We start from the raw sequence: 21,972 nt of genomic DNA, 5'->3' as shown, positions 1-21,972 counted from the left end.
TACTCCCAGGGGTCGGGGATGCCGGCGGTTTCGGGCATGGGTCAACTCCATCCGGGGGCAGGGGCTGTTGGGGTTCGCGCCACTTGGTGGCTCTGCCGCAGCCGCCATGGCAGGACGGAGCGGTGCGCTTCCTTAGCGTGTGCGCTGCGTCACCGACGGTAGGGCATAAATTTATGACGCCGCAAGCCGGTCGCGTAACCTGCCCCTCGAACGAGTCGGCTCGCAAACGCTGTTGAAGGAAGAAGGACACCGTGCCAGCACGACGGCACCCGACCGCACGCCAAGTGCGCCTGGGCGCAGAGCTGCGCAAGTTGCGTGAAGCCTCAGGACTCAAAGCCACCGAGGCGGCGAGCCTGCTGGGCACGAACTCCGTCCAGATAAGCCAGATCGAGTCCGGCATCGCCGGAGTCAGCGAGCAGCGGCTGCGCCGCCTCGCAGCCAATTACGCCTGCACTGACGCTGAGTTGATCGACGCCTTGGCGGCCATGGCCACTGACCGGACGCGAGGCTGGTGGGAGGAGTACCGAGGTGTCCTGCCAGCCGCGTACCAAGACCTCGCCGAGTTCGACCACCACGCGACGTTCCGCCACGACGTGGCCGTCATCCACGTGCCAGGGCTCTTCCAGACGGAGGACTACGCCCGAAGCCTCTTCGCCTACATGAACCCGGAGTTCCCCCAGGAGGAGGTTGAGCTGCGGGTGGAGCACAGGATGAAGCGCAAGGTCGTCATCGAGGGCCCTGTCCCCCTGCCGTACGAAACGGTGATCCATGAAGCGGCGCTGCGCATCAAGGTGGCCGGACGCGCCGCCACCCGCACTCAGCTCTTGCGCATCCTCGAGTTGTCCGAGGCGGACCACATCACGGTTCAGGTCGTCCCGTTCGCGCTGGACGACTTCGCGGGCGCCGGGAGCGCCATGGTGCACTTGGGCGGCGCGCTGCCCCGCCTCGACACGGTGATCCGAGACGCCCCGCACGGCACCGCGTTCGTGGACTCCGAAGCTCAACTGGACCACTTCCGAACACTCTTCCGTAAAGTGAGAGCGGAGTCCCTCTCCCCCGGTCAGTCACGCGACCTGATCCACGAGTTGGCCAAGGACCTGTGAGGAGCAGCATGCCCACCCCTACCCAGTGGCGGAAGTCTTCCTACTCCGGCGGCGGCGAGGGCAACGACTGCGTCGAAGTCGCGGACGTGAGTCCCGAGATAGCCATACGTGACTCGAAGGCCCCGGGCAGGGCCGCTCTGTGGGTTCCTGCTCGGGTCTTCGGGACCTTTCTCGGCGCGGTCAAGCGCGGTCGGCTCTAGGCGTTCGCTGGTCGTCAACTCGTACGGACAGGTGGGGCCAGTGCTGGACCCACCGGGTCAGGTCGGCCCCGGTCGGGGCGCACGCACTCGTGCGCAACCGCGCGTCGGGGATGAAGTGGACGGCGGTGCCCGTGGTGCCGTCAGGGGGCAGTGGGACCAGGTCCGTCACCGGGACGCCGTGTTCGTAGCGTTGGGTCCAGGCGCCGTTGGCGCGGCGGTTGGTGTGCGTGAGCCATTCGCTGAGCGCGGCCACCACCGACATGCCGCGGCGCGGATGGCCGTCCGGCAGCCGCTCGGCGTCGTCCGGTGAGTCGAAGAACCGCAGGTCCTTCGTCGCCATGACCGGCTTCTTCACCGGCCTGCCGTGCTCGTCGACGCGCGTGTCGGTGCCCCGGCCGTCGTCGGCCACGGACACCGAGCCGTCGGCGTGGAGGGTGACCACGCACCGGCCTCCGCCGCGGCTCTCCGCCTCGTCGGCGGCGTAGGCGATCACCTCGAGGACGAGGTGGCCCGCGCCGCCGGGGGCGAACTCCGCCGGGCGGGCCGCGATGTGGCGCAGGTGGTCCATGTCCACCGTGGCCGCCCAGTCGTGGGTCGTGTTCCTCCAGGACGTCCGAGAGGACCGGGGGTCGGTCACTCGACCGTGACCGACTTCGCCAGGTTGCGCGGCTGGTCCACCTCGTTGCCGCGGGCTGTGGCCAGCTCGCAGGCGAAGACCTGGAGGGGGACCGTGGCGACCAGGGGCTGGAGGAGCGTGGGCGTCGCCGGGATGCGGATGAGGTGGTCGGCGTACGGGACGACCGCCTCGTCGCCCTCCTCGGCGATGACGATCGTACGGGCGCCCCTGGCCCGGATCTCCTGGATGTTGGAGACGATCTTGTCGTGCAGGATCGAGCGCCCGCGCGGGGAGGGGACGACCACGACGACCGGGAGGTCCTCGTCGATCAGGGCGATCGGGCCGTGCTTGAGCTCGCCGGCGGCGAAGCCCTCGGCGTGCATGTAGGCCAACTCCTTGAGCTTCAAGGCGCCTTCGAGGGCGACCGGGTAGCCCACGTGCCGGCCCAGGAACAGGACCGTGTTCTTGTCGGCCAGCGAGCGCGCCAACTCCCGTACCGGCTCCATGGTCTCCAGCACCCGCTCGACCGAGCCCGCGATCTGGGAGAGGTCGCGGATGACGTCCTGGATCTCGTCGCCCCACTTGGTGCCGCGGACCTGGCCGAGGTAGAGGGCCACGAGGTAGCAGGCGACGAGCTGGGTGAGGAAGGCCTTGGTGGAGGCGACGGCGACCTCGGGGCCGGCGTGGGTGTAGAGCACCGCGTCCGACTCGCGCGGGATGGTCGAGCCGTTGGTGTTGCAGATCGCCAGCACCTTGGAGCCCTGTTCACGGGCGTGGCGCAGGGCCATGAGGGTGTCCATGGTCTCGCCGGACTGGGAGATGGCGATGACGAGGGTCTGGGCGTCGAGGATCGGGTCCCGGTAGCGGAACTCGCTGGCGAGTTCGACCTCGCAGGGGATGCGCGTCCAGTGCTCGATGGCGTACTTGGCGATGAGCCCCGCGTGGAAGGCCGTACCGCAGGCGATGATGACGACCTTGTCCATCTCGCGCAGTTCGGAGGCGGAGATGCGGACCTCGTCGAGGGTGAGGGAGCCGCCGGCGTCGATACGGCCGAGCAGGGTGTCGGCGACCGCCTTGGGCTGCTCGGCGATCTCCTTGAGCATGAAGTAGTCGTAGCCGCCCTTCTCGGCGGCGGCCGCGTCCCAGTCGACGTTGTAGGAGCGTACGTCGGCGGGGCGCCCGTCGAAGCCGGTGACCGTCACTCCGTCGCGGCGCAGCTCGACCACCTGGTCCTGGCCGAGCTCGATCGCGGAGCGGGTGTGGGCGATGAAGGCGGCGACGTCGGAGGCGAGGAAGGCCTCGCCCTCACCGACACCCACGACGAGCGGGGAGTTGCGGCGGGCGCCCACGACGACGTCGGGGTCGTCCGCGTGCACGGCGACGAGCGTGAACGCGCCCTCCAGGCGGCGGCACACCATCCGCATCGCCTCGGCGAGGTCGGCGCAGGAGGAGAACTCCTCGGCGAGCAGGTGCGCGACGACCTCGGTGTCGGTCTCGGAGGTCAGTTCGTGGCCGCGCTCGGCCAACTCGGCGCGCAGGGCGGCGAAGTTCTCGATGATGCCGTTGTGGACGACGGCGACCCGGCCCGCGTTGTCGAGGTGCGGGTGGGCGTTGGCGTCGGTGGGGCCGCCGTGCGTGGCCCACCGGGTGTGCCCGATGCCCGTCGAGCCGGTCGGCAGCGGCCGGTCGACCAGTTCCTTCTCCAGGTTGACCAGCTTGCCGGCCTTCTTCGCCGCGGCCAGTCCGCCGTCGGCGAGCACGGCGACACCGGCCGAGTCGTAACCCCGGTACTCCAGCCGCTTCAGCCCGGCCATCACGACCTCGAGCGCCGACTGCGAGCCTACGTATCCCACGATTCCGCACATGAGCGGCAGCCTACGGGCCGACGCCCGCCGAAAGTGGCCTCAGTGTGCCCGAAATCGGAAATTCCCACCGGGGCAGCAAGCCCTGGAAGCCCCGGTGGGCGTGGGTCACTTCAGCTTGCCGAGCTGCGCCGGGACCAGTTCCGCGGGGAAGTCGAAGTCCTTGCCGGTGGCCGCCGCGGCGAGGTTGACCGCGGGGAAGTAGGCGAGGGTGGCGCCCTTGCGGACGACGACCGCCTTGACGGGGGCCTTCACGCCGTCGGCCGCCATGGTGAGCGTCAGCGCGAGCGCGTCGTCGCCGCCGGCCGGGGCCTGGGTGGTGGCGACCTTCTCGTACTCGCTCTTGGTGCCGGTCACGGTGTAGGAGAAGCCGCCCGCACACTTCTGCGCGGCCGCCTTCAGGTCCTTCATCGCCTGCTCGGCGCCGCCGTTGTCGTAGGAGGCGAGGGTCTCGATCACCTTGGCCCGGTCGAGCCCGGCCATCAGCTTCTCCTCGGCGCTCGCGCCGGCGGCGGGCTTCTTCGGGTCGCCGACGTAGGTCCGCTTGACCGAGGCGGCGGGCTTGCCGACGTAGCTGCCGACCATGAGGTACGTCAGCGGGGCGCACGCCGGGTCCTCGGCCTTGGCCTTGTCCTGCGCGACGTCGTCCTTGGCCGCGACCTTGCTCACCTTGCCGCTCTTGACGTCGGCCTGGGCGAGCGCGGCCTTCTCCAGCTCGGCGGCGGTGAGCGCCTTGGCGGGGGCGGCGGACGGGGTCTTCTCGGCCTGAGCGGTCTTGCCGTCACCGCCCTTGTCCCCACCGTCGGACGAACCGCCGCAGGCGGTGGCCAGCAGGGCGAGGGTGGCGGCGGAGGCCGCGAGGGCGGTGCGACGCAGGGCGGTGGTCCTCAACGGAGCGGTACCTTCTCTTCGACTGACACTGACTTTCCCAGTGCTTTGCTCGCACTTTATGCACAGCGCACACACAGTCGATCAAGAGACCACCACCCGGTACCCGACCGTGACCGGGACGTGATCTTGCCCCCTGGGGGCCGGCATCGGGCGGCTCGGCCACCCCCTTTCCGAGGACCGGGCACCGTCCCACCCGGGGGCGGCGTGACGGAGCACACCCCCCAGGGTGTTCAAACTCCGTTAACAATGGAATGTGATCTCTCCGGTCCCCTCGATGCCCCGGAGCGCCCACCGGCAGCGGCCGGAGGCGACTCCCTACGTCGACCTCACCCGTGCCGAGTGGAGCGCGCTGCGTGACAAGACGCCGTTGCCGCTGAGCGCCGAGGAGGTGGAGCGGCTGCGCGGGCTCGGTGATGTCATCGACCTCGACGAGGTGCGGGACATCTATCTGCCGCTGTCGCGGCTGCTGAACCTGTACGTCGGCGCGACCGACGGCCTGCGCAGCGCGCTGAACACGTTCCTCGGGGAGAAGGGGTCCCAGTCGGGGACGCCGTTCGTGATCGGCGTGGCGGGGTCCGTCGCCGTCGGGAAGTCGACCGTCGCCCGGCTCCTCCAGGCGCTGCTGTCGCGCTGGCCCGAGCATCCGCGCGTGGAGCTGGTGACCACGGACGGGTTCCTGCTGCCCACGCGGGAGCTGGAGGACCGCGGGCTGATGTCCCGCAAGGGGTTCCCTGAGTCGTACGACCGGCGGGCGCTGACCCGGTTCGTCGCCGACATCAAGGCGGGCAAGGGCGAGGTCTCCGCGCCCGTCTACTCCCACCTGATCTACGACATCGTGCCCGGCGAGCGGCTCGTCGTGCGCCGCCCCGACATCCTCATCGTCGAGGGGCTCAACGTGCTGCAGCCCGCCCTGCCCGGCAGTGACGGCCGCACCCGGGTCGGCCTCGCCGACTACTTCGACTTCAGTGTGTACGTCGACGCCCGCACCGAGGACATCGAGCAGTGGTACCTCAACCGGTTCCGCAAGCTGCGCGCGACCGCCTTCCAGGACCCGTCCTCGTACTTCCGCAAGTACACCCAGGTCTCCGAGGGCGAGGCCCTCGACTACGCCCGCACCATGTGGCGGACCATCAACAAGCCCAATCTGGTGGAGAACATCGCCCCGACCCGCGGCCGGGCCACCCTCGTGCTGCGCAAGGGGCCCGACCACAAGGTGCAGCGGCTCAGCCTGCGCAAGTTGTGACCGGGCGGCCCACGGCCGGGACGTACCGGCGTCTACGCTGCCCCCCATGCTGCATCTGCGACTGATCACCCCCGCCGACCGCACCGACGACGTGGTGCGGCTGATCGAGAAGACGGTGGGCACCACGCATCTCGTCGTGCTGCGCGGCGCGGCCCGCAATCCCGCCGGGGACGTGGTGATGTGCGACGTCGCACGCGAGGCGGGGGACGAACTCCTCAGCGCGCTCCAGGAGTCGGGGATCGACCGGACCGGGTCCATCGCCGTGGAGAACATCGACCTGTCGCTGTCCAAGCGGGCCGAGAAGGCCGAGGAGGAGGCGCCGGGCGAGGGCGCCGACGCGGTGCTCTGGGAGCACCTGACCGACGCCACGCACGAGGAGTCGACCCTGTCGGTCACCTACCTGGCGTTCATCACGCTGGCCACCATGATCGCCGCCTGCGGTGTGCTGCTGGACAACGCCATCCTGATCGTGGGCGCGATGGCGGTGGGGCCGGAGTTCGGGCCGCTGGCGGGGGTGAGCACCGCGCTGGTGCAGCGGGCCCCGCGCCTGGCGCTGCGTTCGCTGGTCGCGCTGCTGGTGGGCTTCGCGCTGGCGATGGCCGTGACGGTGGGCTTCAGCCTGTTCATGGACGCCGTCGGGCTGTTCAGCAAGGACGAGCTGGAGGGGGCGCGGCCCAACACCAGCTTCGTCTACGCCCCCGACGCGTTCTCCTTCGTCGTGGCGGTCCTCGCCGGAGCGGCGGGCACGCTGTCGCTGACCTCCGCCAAGTCCGGCGCCCTGGTCGGCGTCGCCATCTCGGTGACCACCGTTCCGGCCGCCGCCAACGCGGCCGTCGCCCTCGCCTACGGCGACACCCGGCAGACCTGGGGATCCACCGAGCAGCTCCTGCTGAACCTCTTCGGCATCGTGCTGGCGGGCACGCTCACGCTGCTCGCCCAGAAGTGGTTCTGGGCCAGGCAGCGCGAGCGCGTCCGGCAGCGGACTCCGCGCGCTCCCGAACTGGGTTAGCCGAGCGCCGACTTCACCGCGTCCGCGAGGCGGCCCGCCACCGAGCGGGCCTGCTCGATGTCGGCCGCCTCGACCATGACCCGTACCAGCGGCTCGGTGCCGGACGGGCGCAGCAGCACGCGGCCCGTCCCGCCCAGCTCGCGCTCGGCCTCGGCGACGGCCGCGGCCAGGTCGGCGGAGGTCTTCACGCGGGACTTGTCCACGTCGGGGACGTTGACCAGCACCTGCGGCAGCCGCTCCATCACCGACGCCAGGTCCCGCAGCGTACGGCCGGTGCCGGCGACGCGGGCGGCCAGCATCAGGCCGGTCAGCGTGCCGTCGCCGGTGGTGGCGTGGTCGAGGATGATGACGTGCCCGGACTGCTCGCCGCCGAGGGCGTAGTCCTTGCTCTTCATCTCCTCGAGGACGTACCGGTCGCCGACGGCGGTCTGCACGAGGTGGATGCCCTCGCGCTCCATGGCCAGCTTGAAGCCCAGGTTCGACATCACGGTCGCGACGACGGTGTCGGAGCGCAGTGCGGAACGCTCCCGCATCGCCAGCGCGAGCACGGCCAGGATCTGGTCGCCGTCGACCTCCTCGCCGGTGTGGTCCACGGCCAGGCAGCGGTCGGCGTCGCCGTCGTGCGCGATGCCGAGGTCGGCGCCCCGCTCGACCACGGCGGCCTTGAGCTTGTCCAGATGGGTGGAGCCGCAGCCGTCGTTGATGTTGAGGCCGTCCGGCTCGGCGCCGATCGTCACGACCTCGGCGCCGGCCCGCGCGAACGCCTCCGGGGAGACCCGGGAGGCGGCGCCGTGCGCCTCGTCCAGGACGATCCGCAAGCCCTCGAGACGGTTGGGAAGGACGCTGACGAGATGGCCGACGTAGCGGTCGAAGCCCTCGTCGTAGTCGCGCACCCGGCCCACGCCGGCGCCGGTCGGACGGTCCCAGGGGGCGCCGGTGCGGTGCTCCTCGTAGACCTTCTCGATGCGGTCCTCCAGCTCGTCGGCGAGTTTGTGGCCGCCGCGCGCGAAGAACTTGACGCCGTTGTCCGGCATGGCGTTGTGGCTGGCGGAGAGCATCACGCCGAGGTCGGCACCGAGCGCGCCGGTGAGGTACGCCACCGCCGGGGTCGGCAGCACGCCCACCCGCAGCACGTCCACGCCCGCGCTCGCCAGGCCCGCGACCACGGCGGCCTCCAGGAACTCCCCGGACGCGCGCGGGTCCCGCCCGACCACGGCGGCCGGCCGGTGGCCCTCGAAGGTGCCCGCCTCGGCCAGTACGTGCGCCGCCGCCACGGACAGGCCGAGCGCCATCTCGGCGGTCAGGTCCGCGTTGGCGACGCCGCGCACGCCGTCCGTGCCGAAGAGTCGTCCCACTTGTCCTCCTGAGGAAGCTGCAGTTCATGCGGGCCCGGGCATTCCATCACACCAGCCGCTGAGCACCTTGTGCCGTTATACGCCCAAGTCCTGTGATAAACGAACGCCCCGGCGGCACAGGCGTGCCGCCGGGGCGTTCGGAGTACGAGCAGGCAGCCCGATTTAGCGCTTGCTGTACTGCGGGGCCTTGCGGGCCTTCTTCAGACCGGCCTTCTTGCGCTCGACCGCACGGTCGTCGCGGCGCAGGAAGCCGGCCTTCTTCAGCGGGCCGCGGTTGTTGTCGACGTCGGCCTCGTTGAGGGCGCGGGCGACACCGAGGCGGAGGGCGCCGGCCTGGCCGGAGACACCGCCGCCGGCGATGCGGGCGACGACGTCGTAACGGCCCTCGAGCTCCAGCACCTTGAAGGGCTCGTTGACTTCCTGCTGGTGCACCTTGTTCGGGAAGTAGTCCTCGAGGGTGCGACCGTTGATCTTCCACTTGCCGGAGCCCGGGACGATCCGGACGCGGGCGATGGCGTTCTTGCGGCGGCCCAGGCCGGCGGCCGGCTGGGGCTCGCCGAAGCGGGAGGCCAGGGACTCCGAGGTGTACTCGCCCTCGACGGGCACCTCGGACTCGGTGGTGTAGCTGTCGATGTCAAGCTCTTCGAGCGGCTGCTCGGCAGTGGTCTCGGCCACGATTCTCCTCAGATTCTCTTCAGTCTTAGGGGGTGGCCGGACTTACTGCGCGACCTGGGTGATCTCGAACGGCACCGGCTGCTGGGCGCCGTGCGGGTGCTGGTCACCCTTGTAGACCTTCAGCTTCGAGAGCATCTGACGGCCCAGGGAGTTCTTGGGGAGCATGCCCTTGACGGCCTTCTCGATGGCCTTCTCGGGGTTCTTGTCGAGCAGCTCGTCGTAACGGACGGAACGCAGACCACCCGGGTAACCGGAGTGGCGGTACGCCATCTTCTGGGTCCGCTTGTTGCCGGAGAGGTGCACCTTGTCGGCGTTGATGATGATGACGAAGTCACCAGCGTCGACGTGCGGCGCGTAGATCGGCTTGTGCTTGCCCCGCAGAAGGGTGGCGGCGGTGGACGCCAGGCGGCCCAGGACGACGTCCTGGGCGTCAATGACGTGCCACTGGCGCGTGATGTCGCCGGGCTTGGGGCTGTACGTACGCACGGTTCGTAGCCTTCGCTTCTTCAGTGAGTGGTCCTGACAAGGTCACCGAAGACGATCACGACAGCCCTGACCGCACTGCGGTGACGCAAACCGCGTGCTGGTCGCTGGTCATCGGCCCGGTGGACCGGTGTAAGGGCCGGTTCCGTGAGAAGAGCCAAGCCAATACACAACGAAGATGCAGGATACCCGCGCGGCACAGCGGGGGTCAAAACGAGGTAGTCGGCGCCGGTCCCGCGTGTCCCCCCGAGGCGCCCCGGTCGCTTTGTACCGGGGTGCGCGGAAGGTGCCCCGCGGGCCCGCCGCGGGCGGCGTGGGCGCCCTCAACCCCCGTCTAAGATGCGCCCCATGAGCTATGGGCAGGGGGGCTCCCAGTCGCAGTGGGATCCCTGGAAACCGAATTCCCAGCAGCCGTGGAGCGACGGCGGCAGCGACCAGACGCCGGACTGGGCCGCGCTCGCCGAGGCGTCCGAGACGCGCAACAAGCGGCGCAAGCTGCTGTTCATCGGCGGTGGCGTGCTGGCCACCGCCGGGATCGGCGCTGCCGTCGCCATGGCCGTGGTGTCGGCCAACGGTCACAACGACGCCAAGGGCAATCCGGCCCGGCTGCCCGCCACCGCCGCCCTGCCGAGCGGTTCGGCCACGGCGCCGTCCTTCGCGCCCACCACCGCCCCGCCGCCGCTGGACCCCAAGGACTTCATATCCAGCGCCAAGAAGGACACCGCCCCGCTGAGCCCGGACACCCTCTTCCCGGGCACCCAGCTGACCATGGGCGGCAACGTCTACGAGAAGGGCCCGACGGCCGACACCAAGGACTGCGCCTCGGCCGCCCAGGGCACCCTCGGCAAGGTCCTCAAGGCCAACGGCTGCGGCCGTCTGATGCGGGTGACCTACACCAAGGACGGCATCGCCGTCACCCTCGGTGTCGCCGTCTTCGACAGCGAGGCACAGGCCACCAAGGCCAAGGGCCAGGCCGACAAGAAGAGCATCGTCAAGCCGCTGTCCGGCGGCGGCGTGAAAGCGTTCTGCAACGGCGCCGTCTGCCGCTCGACCACGAACTCCTACGGCCGCTACGCCTACTTCACCCTCACCGGCTTCCCCACCGGCAAGGACGTGACGGCCAAGGACACCAAGGTGTTCCGCACCGGCGACGACCTCGCCGAGTTCGCCTTCACGCAGATCCGCCGGCGCGGCGAGGCGCAGGCCTCCGCGGCCGCCCAGTAGGCCGGGGACCGCGGGAGCGGCCGGCCGCACAGGCCGGCCGCCCGCTACCCGCGCCCGCTACCTGCCCCGCAGCCGCAGCCGGATCGGCAGCACCGCCGACTCCAGCTGAGTACGCAGCGTCATCTTGGACGTACCTTCGGTACGCTCCGCGAACCGGATCGGGACCTCCACGGCCCGGTGCCCCGCACGCACGGCCCGGTACTTCAGCTCGACCTGGAAGCTGTAGCCCGCGCTGTCCAGCGTGCCCAGACCCACGTCCCGCAGGGTCCGCTCCGACCACAGGTTGAAGCCGGCGGTGATGTCGTTGATGTCCGTGCCGAGCACCGCACGCGCGTAGGTGTTGGCGAAGCGGGAGAGCAGCACGCGGTGCGCGCCCCAGTCCTCGTCCAGCGAGCCGCCGGCCACATAGCGGCTGCCGACCACCAGCCCGGCGCCGGTGGTGAGCGCCGCCTTCAGCATCCGCGGCACCGCTTCCACCGGATGGCTGCCGTCCGCGTCCATCTGCACGACGTAGGACGCGCCGTCGTCCAGCGCCGCCGTCATGCCGGCCGCGTACGCCCGGCCCAGGCCGTCCTTCTCTGTGCGGTGCAGCACGCCCATCCGGTCCTGGCCCGCCGCGTTGTACTTCTCGGCGAGTTCGTCCGCGATCCGCCCGGTGCCGTCAGGGCTGGAGTCGTCGACGACCAGCAGCCTGAGCCCGCCGAGCGGCAGGGCCAGCACGGCCTCGGCCATCCGCGGCAGGTTCGCCGCCTCGTTGTACGTCGGCATCACCACGGTGACCCGTACGCCGTCCAGGTCGTCCAGGTCGTCCAGGTCGTGCGAGTCGTGCGCGCCGCGCGAAGGGCCGTCGTCACCCGTCTGATCGCCGTCGGCCGGCCGGTCGGTCATCCCGTCATCTCTCCTCTGCCTCCCCCGTCCACCTGGTCTCCCCCTCCGGCGCCGGTCTGCCCAGCGCCCTGAACCGCCAGCCGGCCGCCGTCCAGCGGTCGGCGTCCAGCGCTCCCCGGCCGTCCACGATCCGCGGACGGTACACCAGCCCTCTCGCCCAGCCGGGATCGACCTCGCGGAACTGCGGCCACTCCGTCAGGTGCAGCACCAGGTCCGCGCCGCGCAGCGCCTCCTCGAGCGACAGCGCGTACCCGAGGAGCGGGAACGCCTTGCGGGCGTTGTCCATCGCCTCCGGGTCGTAGACGGTGACGTCGGCGCCGTCGAGGTCCAGCCGCGCGGCCACGTTCAGCGCCGGCGAGTCGCGGACGTCGTCCGAGTCCGGTTTGAAGGCCGCGCCGAGCACGGCCACCCGCGCTCCGAGCACCGTACCCCCGCACAGCTCGCGGGCCAGGGTGATCACCCGGTCCCGGCGCCGCATGTTGATCGCGTCCACGGCGCGCAGGAAGCCCAGGTCCACGCCCAGCTCGGCGGCCCGGTGCGCGAAGGCGCGGATGTCCTTGGGCAGGCAGCCGCCGCCGAAGCCCACCCCGGCCCGCAGGAAGGTGTGACCGATACGGTCGTCGTGGCCGAGCGCCTCGGCCAGTTTCCGCACGTCACCGCCCGCCGCCTCGCAGACCTCGGCCATCGCGTTGATGAAGGAGATCTTGGTGGCGAGGAAGGAGTTCGCGGCCGTCTTGACCAGCTCGGCGGTGGCGAAGTCGGTCACCACCAGCGGGGTCCCGGCGCCGAGGACCGGGGCGTAGACCTGGCGCAGCAGATGTTCCGCCCGCCGTGTGCGCACCCCGAACACCAGCCGGTCCGGCCGCAGGGTGTCCTCGACGGCGAAGCCCTCGCGCAGGAACTCCGGGTTCCACGCCACCTCGGACCCGTGTGCGGCGGCGAGCCGGGCCGCCGTGCCGACCGGCACGGTCGACTTGCCCACCAGCAGGGCGCCCTTGCGCGCGTGCCGGGCGATGTCCGCGAAGGCCGCCTCGACGCAGGTCAGGTCGGCCGCGTCGCCGTCCTTGCGCTGCGGGGTGCCGACGCACACGAAGTGCACCTGCCCGAACGCGCCTGCCTCCTCGTACGACGTCGTGAAGCGCAGACGTCCGCTCGCCGTGTGCCGGGCGACCGTGTCCGCGAGGCCGGGTTCGTGGAACGGCACCCTGCCCGCGCGCAGAGCGGCGACCTTGCCGGCGTCGACGTCGACCCCGACCACCTCGTGTCCCAGCTCCGCCATGCAGGCGGCGTGCGTGGCACCCAGGTAGCCGGTGCCGATGACGGTGAGCCGCATGGGACCGCCTCTCTCGCCGTACGGCAGCAAGTAAGTACGGCGAGTTCCCGCCGGGCCGCATCCGTACCGTCACGAACCGTGACGACCGGCGCGACCTGCGGCGGCGGCGCTCAGCAGCAGCCGGCCCCCGGCAGGGTCCGCTTGTTGCGCGCCTCCTTGTTGCGGGCGGAGAGCAGCTCGTCGGCCGGGTAGCCGACCTCCTCCAGGGTCAGCCCGTGCGGCCGTACGACGTGCACCGCTGAGTCCCGTACGCCGGCGGCCAGCACCTTGGCGGGCCAGTCGGGCGCCCGGTGCCCGTCGCCGACGAACAGCAGGGCGCCGATGAGCGAGCGCACCATGTTGTGGCAGAAGGCGTCGGCGCGCACGGTGGCGGTGACGATCCCGTCGGCCCCGCGCTCCAGGCTCAGCTCCTGAAGGGTGCGGATGGTGGTCGCGCCCTCGCGCTTCTTGCAGTACGCGGCGAAGTCGTGCTCGCCCAGCAGCCCGCGCGCGGCCTCGTTCATGGCGTCCACGTCGAGCGGCCAGTCGTGCCACAGCACATGCCCGCGCAGCAGCGGGTCGACGCCGCCGGGGTTGTCGGTGACGCGGTAGGCGTAGCGGCGCCAGACGGCGGAGAAACGGGCGTTGAAGCCGCTGGGGGCGGGCCTGAGCGCCCACACCCGCACGTCCCTGGGCAGGCGCCCGGCGAGCCGCTTGAGCAGCTTCTCGTGGTGCTCGCGCCAGACCTCCTCGGGCAGGTCCACGTGCGCCACCTGGCCGCGCGCGTGCACACCGGCGTCGGTCCGTCCGGCCACCGTCAGCTCGTACGTCTCCCGGGACCGAGTGACCGTGCGCAGCGCGTCCTCGATCTCCCCCTGCACGGTCCGCTTCCCGCCGGCCTGCTTGGCCCAGCCGTGGAACTGGCTGCCGTCGTAGGACAGGTCGAGGCGGACACGGACGTACCCGGGCTGTACTTCATCGCTCACACGGAGATCCTCTCAGGTACGGAAAAGCGGGCCCGTCCCTGATAAGGAACGGACCCGCCAACGCCTCGGGGGCGCGGAGAACGCTTACGCGTCCTTCGACTCCTCGGCGGCCTCCTCGGCCGGAGCCTCGGTGGCGTCCTCGGCCTTGGTCTCCTCGACCTTGGCCTCGTCGGCCTCCTTGACCGCACGCTTGGTGGCGGCCTCGGCCTCACCCACGGCCTTCTGCTGCACCGTCAGCGCCTCGACCAGCTCGATGACCGCCATGGGCGCGTTGTCGCCACGACGGTTGCCGATCTTGGTGATGCGGGTGTAGCCACCGGGACGGTTCTCGTAGCGCGGGCCGATCTCGGTGAAGAGCGTGTGGACGATGCCCTTGTCCGTGATGACCTGGAGCACCTGACGGCGGTTGTGAAGGTCGCCCTTCTTCGCCTTGGTGATCAGACGCTCGGCGTACGGGCGCAGGCGGCGGGCCTTCGCCTCGGTGGTGGTGATACGGCCGTGCTCGAACAGCGACTTCGCGAGGTTCGCGAGGAGCAGCTTCTCGTGCGCGGCACTGCCGCCCAGACGGGCACCCTTGGTGGGCTTCGGCATTGTTCTTCTCCTGTGTGTCTGCCCCGGCCGTATCAGGTACCGGGGTCAGTATCCGAGCGAGCGGTTGCCCGTCGGAGACCCCGCGCCCCAAAGGAGCGCGGGGAACTGCGCGACCAGCCGCAGCGGGCCGGCAGCCGCAAAGGGACCAGTGGGCCCGAGCTCTCAGTACTGCTCGGTCTCCACGAACCCGGCGTCCGCGTCGTCGTCGGCGCCGAAGGCGTCGGCAGCGGCGGTCGGGTCGAACCCGGGAGGCGAGTCCTTCAGCGCAAGCCCCATACCCGCGAGCTTGGCCTTGACCTCGTCGATGGACTTCGCACCGAAGTTGCGGATGTCCAGCAGATCCGCCTCGGAACGGGCCACGAGCTCACCCACGGAGTGGATGCCCTCGCGCTTGAGGCAGTTGTAGGAGCGGACCGTGAGCTCCAGCTCCTCGATCGGCAGCGCGAGGTCGGCGGCGAGGGCGGCGTCCGTGGGGGACGGGCCCATGTCGATGCCCTCGGCGTCGATGTTGAGCTCGCGGGCCAGACCGAACAGCTCGACCAGGGTCTTGCCGGCCGACGCCATGGCGTCACGCGGGCGCATGGCCTGCTTGGTCTCGACGTCGACGATCAGCTTGTCGAAGTCGGTGCGCTGCTCGACACGCGTGGCCTCGACCTTGTACGTGACCTTGAGCACCGGCGAGTAGATGGAGTCGACCGGGATACGGCCGATCTCCTGGCCCACCTGCTTGTTCTGCACGGCGGAGACGTAGCCGCGACCGCGCTCGACGGTCAGCTCCATCTCCAGCTTGCCCTTGCCGTTGAGCGTGGCGAGGACCAGGTCGGGGTTGTGCACCTCGACACCGGCCGGGGGCGCGATGTCGGCGGCGGTGACCAGACCCGGGCCCTGCTTGCGCAGATACATCACGACCGGCTCGTCGTGCTCCGAGGAGACGACCAGCTGCTTGATGTTGAGGATCAGGTCGGTGACGTCCTCCTTGACGCCCGGCACGGTGGTGAACTCGTGCAGGACGCCGTCGATGCGGATGCTGGTGACAGCGGCACCGGGGATCGACGACAGGAGGGTGCGGCGGAGGGAGTTGCCGAGGGTGTAGCCGAAGCCCGGCTCCAGCGGCTCGATCACGAACCGGGAGCGGAACTCGTCGACGACCTCTTCGGTCAACGAGGGACGCTGAGCGATCAGCATGTGTGGATCAGATCCTTCTTTCGTGGACGCCCGCTATTTGACGTCCGACGGAAACCGCACCCGTGGAAAAGTGCGGGTACTGCAAGGGTACGGGCGGTACGGCTCCCGCAGGTGCCGTACCGCCCGGAACCAGCCGCGAAAGCGGCGTCGCGTCAGACGCGGCGGCGCTTGGGCGGACGGCAGCCGTTGTGCGGGGTCGGGGTGACGTCCTGGATGGAGCCGACCTCGAGGCCCGTGGCCTGCAGGGAGCGGATCGCGGTCTCACGACCGGAGCCCGGGCCCTTGACGAAAACGTCGACCTTGCGCATGCCGTGCTCCTGGGCGCGGCGGGCGGCCGACTCGGCGGCCATCTGCGCGGCGAACGGCGTGGACTTCCGGGAGCCCTTGAAGCCGACGTGGCCGGCGGAGGCCCAGGAGATCACGTTGCCGCTCGGGTCGGTGATCGAAACGATGGTGTTGTTGAACGTGCTCTTGATGTGCGCGTGGCCGTGAGCGACGTTCTTCTTTTCCTTGCGGCGCACCTTCTTGGCAGCGCCCTGACGTCCCTTGGGGGGCATGTCGAAAACTCCTACGGGAGGTGGTCGGTCCTACAGCGAAGACCGCTGGACGGCGAGTGTCGCTGCGGACTACTTCTTGCCCGGCTTCTTCTTGCCGGCGATGGCGCGACGCGGGCCCTTGCGGGTGCGGGCGTTGGTGCTGGTGCGCTGACCGCGGACGGGCAGACCGCGGCGGTGACGCAGGCCCTGGTAGCAGCCGATCTCGACCTTGCGGCGGATGTCGGCCTGGATCTCGCGACGGAGGTCACCCTCGGTCTTGATGTTGTTGTCGACGTACTCGCGGATCGCGACGAGCTGCTCTTCGCTCAGGTCGCGGACGCGGGTGTTGGGGTCGATGCCGGTGGCGGCCAGCGTCTGCTGGGAGAGGGTCCGGCCGATGCCGAACACGTAGGTGAGGGCGACCTCCACGCGCTTTTCGCGCGGGATGTCAACACCGGAAACGCGTGCCATTCAATGGCTCCAGTTGATCTTCGGAGGTCTTCCGCAGGACCGGATCCCGGCCGCCGTACGAGGTACGAACCGGGTCCCCGGCCTCCGAACCGGGGGTGTCAGACCTGATCGCTCAGGTCCGGGTCCTGCGTATGAACATATTCAGCTCGCGTCGCGCGAATCTCTGCGATGGGGGTGCAGAGGGAGTGGTCGTTCGTGCGTCAGCCCTGGCGCTGCTTGTGGCGCGGGTTCTCGCAGATGACCATGACCCGCCCGTGACGGCGGATCACCCTGCACTTGTCGCAGATCTTCTTGACGCTCGGCTTGACCTTCATGGGATGTGAGGTTCTCCGGGTCAGTTGCCGGCGGCCCCACGGCGCGGCTTGCGCTGCGGTCGCGGGACGTGGGCAAGATCTACTTGTACCGGTAGACGATCCGGCCACGCGTCAGGTCGTACGGAGACAGCTCCACCACGACCCGGTCGTCAGGGAGGATGCGGATGTAGTGCATGCGCATCTTGCCGCTGATGTGTGCCAGGACCTGGTGGCCGTTCTGGAGCTCGACCTTGAACATGGCGTTCGGCAGAGACTCGACGACAGTGCCCTCGATCTCGATGGCACCTTGCTTCTTGGCCACGCTTCGCCCTTCGAATCGACTACCTTGATCGACTCCCGGGCGTTCCCCTTTTCCCCTTGCGGGGGCATGCAGGCATGCGGGTGCACGAGAGCCGACGAGTCAGTCTACGTCAGCGCACCAGGAAACACGAATCGCAGAATTCTGCCCCGTGCGGGAGATCCTTACGCCAGCGGATCCGGCGCCGCCGTGACCCCGAGCTCGGCGAGCTTGGCCCTTCCCCCGTCGGGGGCGGTGAGGACCAGGGGACCCTGGTCGGTGAGGGCTACCGAGTGCTCCCAGTGGGAGGACCAGGTCCCGTCCGTGGTGATGACCGTCCAGTCGTCCTCGAGGACGCGGGTCTTCGGGGTGCCGAGGGAGACCATGGGCTCGATGGCGAGGCAGAAGCCGGGGACCAGCTTGGGGCCCTTGCCGCGGCGGCGGTCGACGTAGTTCAGCAGGTGCGGGTCCATGTGCATCTCGGTGCCGATGCCGTGGCCGCCGTAGTCCTCGATGATGCCGTAGCGGCCGCCGCCGGGCTTGGGCTGGCGGCGGATGTACGTCTCGACCGCGCGCGAGATGTCGACGAGCCGGCTGCCCTGCTTCATGGCCGCGATGCCGGCCCACATCGACTCCTCGGTCACCCGGGAGAGCTCGATCAGCTCCGGCGCGTGACCGGAACCGACGAACGCGGTGTACGCCGCGTCCCCGTGCCAGCCGTCCACGATGGCGCCGCAGTCGATGGAGATGACGTCGCCGTCCTTGAGGACGACGTCGTCGGAGGGGATGCCGTGGACGACGACCTCGTTCACCGAGGTGCAGATCGTCGCCGGGAAGCCGCCGTAGCCCAGGAAGTTCGGCTTGGCGTTGTGTTCGGCGAGCACCTTGCGCGCCACCTGGTCCAGATCCCTGGTGGTCGCCCCGGGCACGGCCGCCTCCCGGGTGGCCGCGTGGATGGCGGCGACGACCAGCCCCGCCGCACGCATCTTGGCGATCTGCTCGGGGGACTTGATCTGCACCATGGGGACTACGGCCTTTCTGGGACCGGGAAGGACGGACTCTTCCAACGATACGGGGGCGTACGCCCGCCCCCACAGCACAGCCGCGGTCCCTGACAGGGAACCGCGGCTGCGAACTGCGCAGAAACCAGCAGAAACTACTGGGTGGCGTCCTCGCGCTTGAGAGCCTCCAGCGCGCGCCGCGTGATCTCGTCCACCGGGCCCAGGGAGGAGATCGTGACGACCAGCCCCTGCGCCTTGTAGTAGTCGATGATCGGCTCGGTCTGCGTGTGGTAGACCTCCAGCCGCTTGCGGACCGTGTCCTCGGAGTCGTCGTCGCGCTGGTACAGCTCGCCGCCGCAGACGTCGCAGACGCCCTCCGCCTTCGGCGGGCTGTACGTCACGTGGAAGACGTGCGAGGAGTCCTTGCGGCAGATGCGCCGGCCGGCGATCCGCTTCACGACCTCTTCCTCGGGCACTTCGAGGTCGAGCACCGCGTCGAGCTTGATACCCTCGCCCTCCAGCAGCTCGTCCAGCGCCTCGGCCTGCGAGACGTTGCGCGGGAAACCGTCCAGCAGGAAGCCGTTCTCGGCGTCCGGCTGCTCCATGCGGTCCTTGGCCATGGCGATGGTGACCTCGTCGGGCACCAGGTTGCCTGCGTCCATGTAGGACTTCGCGAGCCTGCCGAGCTCCGTCTGCCGGCTGATGTTGGCGCGGAACAGGTCACCCGTGGAGATGTGCGGAATGCGCAGCTTCTCGGCCAGGCGGACGGCCTGCGTTCCCTTACCGGCACCCGGCGGGCCGACGAGGACGATTCGCATCAGCGGAGGAACCCTTCGTAATTGCGCTGCTGGAGCTGGCTCTCGATCTGCTTCACCGTCTCGAGGCCGACACCCACGATGATCAGGATGCTGGTCCCGCCGAAGGGGAAGTTCTGGCTTGCGCCGAACCCGACCAACGCCATTGTTGGCACGAGAGCGATCAGACCCAGGTACAGCGAACCCGGCCAGGTGATCCGGTTGAGCACGTACGACAGGTACTCAGCGGTCGGTCGGCCAGCCCGGATGCCCGGGATGAAGCCACCATACTTCTTCATGTTGTCCGCGACTTCCTCGGGGTTGAACGAGATCGCCACGTAGAAGAACGCGAAGAAAACGATGAGCAAGAAGTACATCGTGATGTAAATCGGGTGATCGCCCTTGGTCAGATTCTGCTGGACCCAGGTCTTCCATCCGGAGTTGCCGCCGGAGAACTGCGCTACCAGTGCCGGAATGTAGAGCAGCGACGAGGCGAAGATGACGGGAATCACACCCGCCTGGTTCACCTTGAGCGGGATGTACGTCGACGTACCACCGTAGGAACGGCGGCCGATCATGCGCTTGGCGTACTGGACCGGGATGCGGCGCTGGGCCTGCTCGACGAAGACCACCAGGCCGACCATGACCAGGCCGACCAGGATGACCGTGCCGAACTCGATCCAGCCGCCGGCCAGGGTGCCCTGCTTCTTGATGGCCCACAGCGCCGACGGGAACGTCGCGGCGATCGAGATGAACATCAGGATCGACATGCCGTTGCCGATGCCGCGGTCGGTGATGAGCTCACCGAGCCACATGACGACGGCCGTACCGGCGGTCATGCAGACGACCATGGTGATCGTGGAGAAGATCGCCCGGTCCGGCACGATGTTGCCGGCGACCGTGCAGCCGCTGAACAGCGCGCCGCTGCGGGCGGTGGCCACCAGGCCCGTGCCCTGCAGGATGGCGAGCGCCACCGTCAGGTACCGGGTGTACTGGGTGATCTTCGCGGTGCCGGCCTGGCCCTCCTTCTTGAGGGCCTCCAGGCGCGGGATCACCACGGTCAGCAGCTGAAGGATGATGCTCGCCGTGATGTACGGCATGATCCCCAGCGCGAAGACCGTGATCTGGAGCAGCGCGCCGCCGCTGAACATGTTGACCAGACCGAACAGGCCCTGGTTGCCGGAGGCCTCGGTCACACACTGCTGGACGGCCTTGTAGTTGACGCCCGGGATCGGAATGTGCGTACCGAGGCGGTACACCACGATGATGCCGAGTGTGAAGAGCAGCTTCTTGCGCAGGTCGGGCGTCCTGAACGCCCGGGCGAAGCCGGTGAGCACGGTGCCTCCTGCGACCCCCGCGCAAGTGCGTCAAGGGTGACGGTCTTGAGGTTCGATGAAAAGAGCAGTGCAGGCCACCTTACCGGCGACACTGCCCCCCTTGGAACGACCAACCGGGGATACCTCATTGTGAGGTATCCCCGGTCGGGATGGTTTACGTCATCGAGGCGCCTGAATGACTCAGACGAGCTCGGTGACCGAACCGCCGGCGGCGGTGATCTTCTCCTTGGCGGAGCCGGAGACGGCGTCGACCGTCACCTGCAGCGCCACGGAGACCTCGCCCTGGCCCAGGACCTTGACCAGGCTGTTCTTGCGAACGGCGCCCTTGGCCACCAGGTCCTCGACCGTGACCTCTCCACCCTCGGGGTAGAGCGCGGCCAGCTTGTCGAGGTTCACGACCTGGTACTCGGTCTTGAACGGGTTCTTGAAGCCCTTCAGCTTCGGGAGGCGCATGTGCAGCGGCATCTGGCCGCCCTCGAAGCGCTCCGGAACCTGGTAGCGGGCCTTGGTGCCCTTCGTTCCACGACCGGCCGTCTTACCCTTCGACGCCTCACCACGACCGACACGGGTCTTGGCGGTCTTGGCGCCCGGGGCGGGACGGAGGTTGTGGATCTTCAGCGGGTTCTGCTCCGCCATGATCAGTCGACCTCCTCGACCGTCACGAGGTGGCGGACGGTGTGCACCATGCCGCGGAACTCGGGGCGGTCCTCCTTGACGACCACGTCACCCAGGCGCTTGAGGCCCAGGGAACGCAGGGTGTCACGGTGGTTCTGCTTGCTGCCGATGTAGGACTTCGTCTGCGTGATCTTGAGCTGCGCCACGATTACGCACCCGCCCCGGCACGCGCACGCAGCAGGGCCGCGGGAGCGACGTCCTCGAGCGGCAGACCGCGGCGGGCCGCGATCTCCTCGGGACGCTGCAGGCCCTTGAGGGCCTCCACGGTCGCGTGCACGATGTTGATCGCGTTGTCGGAGCCAAGCGACTTCGACAGCACGTCGTGGATACCGGCGCACTCGAGCACGGCGCGCACCGGACCACCGGCGATAACACCGGTACCGGGGGACGCGGGCTTGAGCAGCACGACGCCGGCAGCCTTCTCACCCTGGATGGGGTGCGGGATGGTGCCCTGGATCCGGGGGACCTTGAAGAAGTGCTTCTTGGCCTCCTCAACGCCCTTGGCGATGGCGGCCGGCACCTCCTTGGCCTTGCCGTATCCGACACCCACGGTGCCGTCACCGTCGCCCACCACGACCAGCGCGGTGAAGCTGAAGCGACGACCACCCTTCACAACCTTGGCGACGCGGTTGATCGCGACGACGCGCTCAACGTACGCGGTCTTCTCGGCGGCAGCCGCACCGCCGTCACGGCCCTTCCGGTCCCGCCGCTCGCCGCCACCGGCACCGCCACCGCGGCGCTGGGGTCCAGCCATTGGAATTACCTCTCTCTGTCTCCGCTAGCTACGGAACCGGCTCAGAACTTCAGGCCGGCTTCGCGGGCGGCGTCGGCCAGGGCGGCGATGCGCCCGGCGTACTGGTTGCCACCACGGTCGAACACGACGGCCTCGACACCGGCGGCCTTGGCACGCTCGGCGACCAGGGCGCCGACCTGCTTGGCCTGCG

27 protein-coding genes are annotated in these 21,972 nt (G+C 69.5%); 5 read left to right on the top strand and 22 right to left on the bottom strand.

The genetic code is table 11. The annotated features are described in order from the left end of the window. Positions 1–251 precede the first annotated feature (251 nt). Positions 252–1,103, top strand: a complete 852-nt coding sequence (locus IE249_RS04395; RefSeq protein ID WP_189703419.1) for a helix-turn-helix domain-containing protein — start codon at positions 252–254, stop codon at positions 1,101–1,103. 8 nt (positions 1,104–1,111) lie between these two features. After that, positions 1,112–1,303: a DUF397 domain-containing protein gene (locus tag IE249_RS04390; RefSeq protein ID WP_189703418.1), complete on the top strand. Its 192-nt coding sequence runs from the start codon at positions 1,112–1,114 to the stop codon at positions 1,301–1,303. On the opposite strand, the gene IE249_RS04385 is transcribed toward IE249_RS04390, so the two are convergent. The 3 genes from IE249_RS04385 to IE249_RS04375 form a co-directional block, all read right to left on the bottom strand. Beyond that, entirely contained in the window at positions 1,284–1,871 is a 588-nt protein-coding gene (locus tag IE249_RS04385) for an ATP-binding protein (protein WP_189703687.1), read from the bottom strand. The two genes, IE249_RS04390 and IE249_RS04385, sit on opposite strands and share 20 nt — an antisense overlap. 65 nt (positions 1,872–1,936) lie before the next feature. Next, entirely contained in the window at positions 1,937–3,784 is a 1,848-nt protein-coding gene (gene glmS, locus IE249_RS04380) for a glutamine--fructose-6-phosphate transaminase (isomerizing) (protein ID WP_189703417.1), read from the bottom strand. 105 nt (positions 3,785–3,889) lie between these two features. After that, positions 3,890–4,672 (bottom strand): hypothetical protein, encoded by a 783-nt coding sequence (locus tag IE249_RS04375; protein ID WP_189703416.1) that lies wholly within the window; start codon positions 4,670–4,672, stop codon positions 3,890–3,892. A 274-nt stretch (positions 4,673–4,946) separates the two neighbouring features. Here IE249_RS04375 and coaA point away from each other — a divergent pair, with 274 nt between their 5' ends. Both coaA and IE249_RS04365 read left to right on the top strand, forming a co-directional pair. After that, on the top strand, positions 4,947–5,915 hold the full coding sequence (gene coaA / locus IE249_RS04370; RefSeq protein ID WP_189703415.1) for a type I pantothenate kinase: 969 nt from the start codon (positions 4,947–4,949) through the stop codon (positions 5,913–5,915). Positions 5,916–5,961: 46 nt separating this feature from the next. After that, on the top strand, positions 5,962–6,924 hold the full coding sequence (locus IE249_RS04365) for a DUF389 domain-containing protein (RefSeq protein ID WP_189703414.1): 963 nt from the start codon (positions 5,962–5,964) through the stop codon (positions 6,922–6,924). Here the strand turns inward: IE249_RS04365 and glmM are convergent. From glmM to rplM, 3 genes are all read right to left on the bottom strand, one after another. Beyond that, on the bottom strand, positions 6,921–8,279 hold the full coding sequence (gene glmM, locus IE249_RS04360) for a phosphoglucosamine mutase (RefSeq protein WP_189703413.1): 1,359 nt from the start codon (positions 8,277–8,279) through the stop codon (positions 6,921–6,923). The two genes, IE249_RS04365 and glmM, sit on opposite strands and share 4 nt — an antisense overlap. Before the next feature lie 162 nt (positions 8,280–8,441). Further along, the gene (gene rpsI, locus IE249_RS04355; protein WP_111005365.1) at positions 8,442–8,954 is read right to left on the bottom strand and encodes a 30S ribosomal protein S9; all 513 of its coding nucleotides are present in this window, start codon (positions 8,952–8,954) and stop codon (positions 8,442–8,444) included. Between the two features lie 42 nt (positions 8,955–8,996). After that, positions 8,997–9,440 (bottom strand): 50S ribosomal protein L13, encoded by a 444-nt coding sequence (rplM, locus tag IE249_RS04350; protein WP_030173943.1) that lies wholly within the window; start codon positions 9,438–9,440, stop codon positions 8,997–8,999. 345 nt (positions 9,441–9,785) lie between these two features. Here rplM and IE249_RS04345 point away from each other — a divergent pair, with 345 nt between their 5' ends. Further along, positions 9,786–10,661, top strand: a complete 876-nt coding sequence (locus IE249_RS04345) for a hypothetical protein (RefSeq protein WP_189703412.1) — start codon at positions 9,786–9,788, stop codon at positions 10,659–10,661. Positions 10,662–10,718: 57 nt separating this feature from the next. Here the strand turns inward: IE249_RS04345 and IE249_RS04340 are convergent, their stop codons facing one another. The 16 genes from IE249_RS04340 to IE249_RS36120 all read right to left on the bottom strand — a co-directional run. Next, the gene (locus IE249_RS04340; protein ID WP_189703411.1) at positions 10,719–11,549 is read right to left on the bottom strand and encodes a polyprenol monophosphomannose synthase; all 831 of its coding nucleotides are present in this window, start codon (positions 11,547–11,549) and stop codon (positions 10,719–10,721) included. Between the two features lie 4 nt (positions 11,550–11,553). Then, a complete protein-coding gene (locus tag IE249_RS04335) occupies positions 11,554–12,882 on the bottom strand; it encodes a UDP-glucose dehydrogenase family protein (RefSeq protein WP_189703410.1) in 1,329 nt (442 codons plus the stop codon). A gap of 110 nt (positions 12,883–12,992) precedes the next feature. Beyond that, entirely contained in the window at positions 12,993–13,847 is an 855-nt protein-coding gene (gene truA, locus IE249_RS04330; RefSeq protein WP_189703409.1) for a tRNA pseudouridine(38-40) synthase TruA, read from the bottom strand. An 84-nt stretch (positions 13,848–13,931) separates the two neighbouring features. Further along, positions 13,932–14,438 carry a 50S ribosomal protein L17 gene (rplQ, locus tag IE249_RS04325; protein WP_189703408.1) on the bottom strand — a complete coding sequence of 169 codons (507 nt, stop codon included), beginning with the start codon at positions 14,436–14,438 and terminating at the stop codon, positions 13,932–13,934. Positions 14,439–14,600: 162 nt separating this feature from the next. After that, positions 14,601–15,623, bottom strand: coding sequence for a DNA-directed RNA polymerase subunit alpha (locus tag IE249_RS04320; protein ID WP_003966937.1), 1,023 nt, complete (start codon positions 15,621–15,623; stop codon positions 14,601–14,603). Positions 15,624–15,775: 152 nt separating this feature from the next. Next, entirely contained in the window at positions 15,776–16,180 is a 405-nt protein-coding gene (rpsK, locus tag IE249_RS04315) for a 30S ribosomal protein S11 (RefSeq protein WP_003956432.1), read from the bottom strand. Between the two features lie 69 nt (positions 16,181–16,249). After that, positions 16,250–16,630 (bottom strand): 30S ribosomal protein S13, encoded by a 381-nt coding sequence (gene rpsM, locus IE249_RS04310; protein ID WP_189703407.1) that lies wholly within the window; start codon positions 16,628–16,630, stop codon positions 16,250–16,252. Positions 16,631–16,830: 200 nt separating this feature from the next. Continuing rightward, on the bottom strand, positions 16,831–16,944 hold the full coding sequence (gene rpmJ, locus IE249_RS04305) for a 50S ribosomal protein L36 (protein WP_003998809.1): 114 nt from the start codon (positions 16,942–16,944) through the stop codon (positions 16,831–16,833). A gap of 79 nt (positions 16,945–17,023) precedes the next feature. Further along, complete coding sequence (infA, locus tag IE249_RS04300; RefSeq protein ID WP_003948620.1) at positions 17,024–17,245, bottom strand: translation initiation factor IF-1; 222 nt, start codon at positions 17,243–17,245, stop codon at positions 17,024–17,026. A gap of 161 nt (positions 17,246–17,406) precedes the next feature. Then, a complete protein-coding gene (map, locus tag IE249_RS04295; protein ID WP_189703406.1) occupies positions 17,407–18,243 on the bottom strand; it encodes a type I methionyl aminopeptidase in 837 nt (278 codons plus the stop codon). A 134-nt stretch (positions 18,244–18,377) separates the two neighbouring features. Next, on the bottom strand, positions 18,378–19,040 hold the full coding sequence (locus IE249_RS04290; RefSeq protein WP_189703405.1) for an adenylate kinase: 663 nt from the start codon (positions 19,038–19,040) through the stop codon (positions 18,378–18,380). After that, positions 19,040–20,353: a preprotein translocase subunit SecY gene (gene secY / locus IE249_RS04285; RefSeq protein ID WP_189703404.1), complete on the bottom strand. Its 1,314-nt coding sequence runs from the start codon at positions 20,351–20,353 to the stop codon at positions 19,040–19,042. The genes IE249_RS04290 and secY overlap by 1 nt, the downstream gene beginning before the upstream one ends. A gap of 180 nt (positions 20,354–20,533) precedes the next feature. Continuing rightward, complete coding sequence (rplO, locus tag IE249_RS04280) at positions 20,534–20,989, bottom strand: 50S ribosomal protein L15 (protein ID WP_018564817.1); 456 nt, start codon at positions 20,987–20,989, stop codon at positions 20,534–20,536. 2 nt (positions 20,990–20,991) lie between these two features. Then, complete coding sequence (gene rpmD, locus IE249_RS04275; protein ID WP_009190145.1) at positions 20,992–21,174, bottom strand: 50S ribosomal protein L30; 183 nt, start codon at positions 21,172–21,174, stop codon at positions 20,992–20,994. A 2-nt stretch (positions 21,175–21,176) separates the two neighbouring features. Beyond that, positions 21,177–21,782 (bottom strand): 30S ribosomal protein S5, encoded by a 606-nt coding sequence (gene rpsE / locus IE249_RS04270; RefSeq protein WP_009190144.1) that lies wholly within the window; start codon positions 21,780–21,782, stop codon positions 21,177–21,179. A 41-nt stretch (positions 21,783–21,823) separates the two neighbouring features. Then, positions 21,824–21,972: 50S ribosomal protein L18 (locus IE249_RS36120; RefSeq protein ID WP_308434313.1), on the bottom strand; the 149-nt coding region annotated here is incomplete at its 5' end.

Source organism: Streptomyces anandii JCM 4720 (assembly GCF_014650655.1).
GTDB classification, from domain to species: domain Bacteria; phylum Actinomycetota; class Actinomycetes; order Streptomycetales; family Streptomycetaceae; genus Streptomyces; species Streptomyces anandii.
The sequence above is the reverse complement of the archived record's forward strand: the minus strand, read 5'-3'. Positions and strand labels throughout refer to the sequence as shown.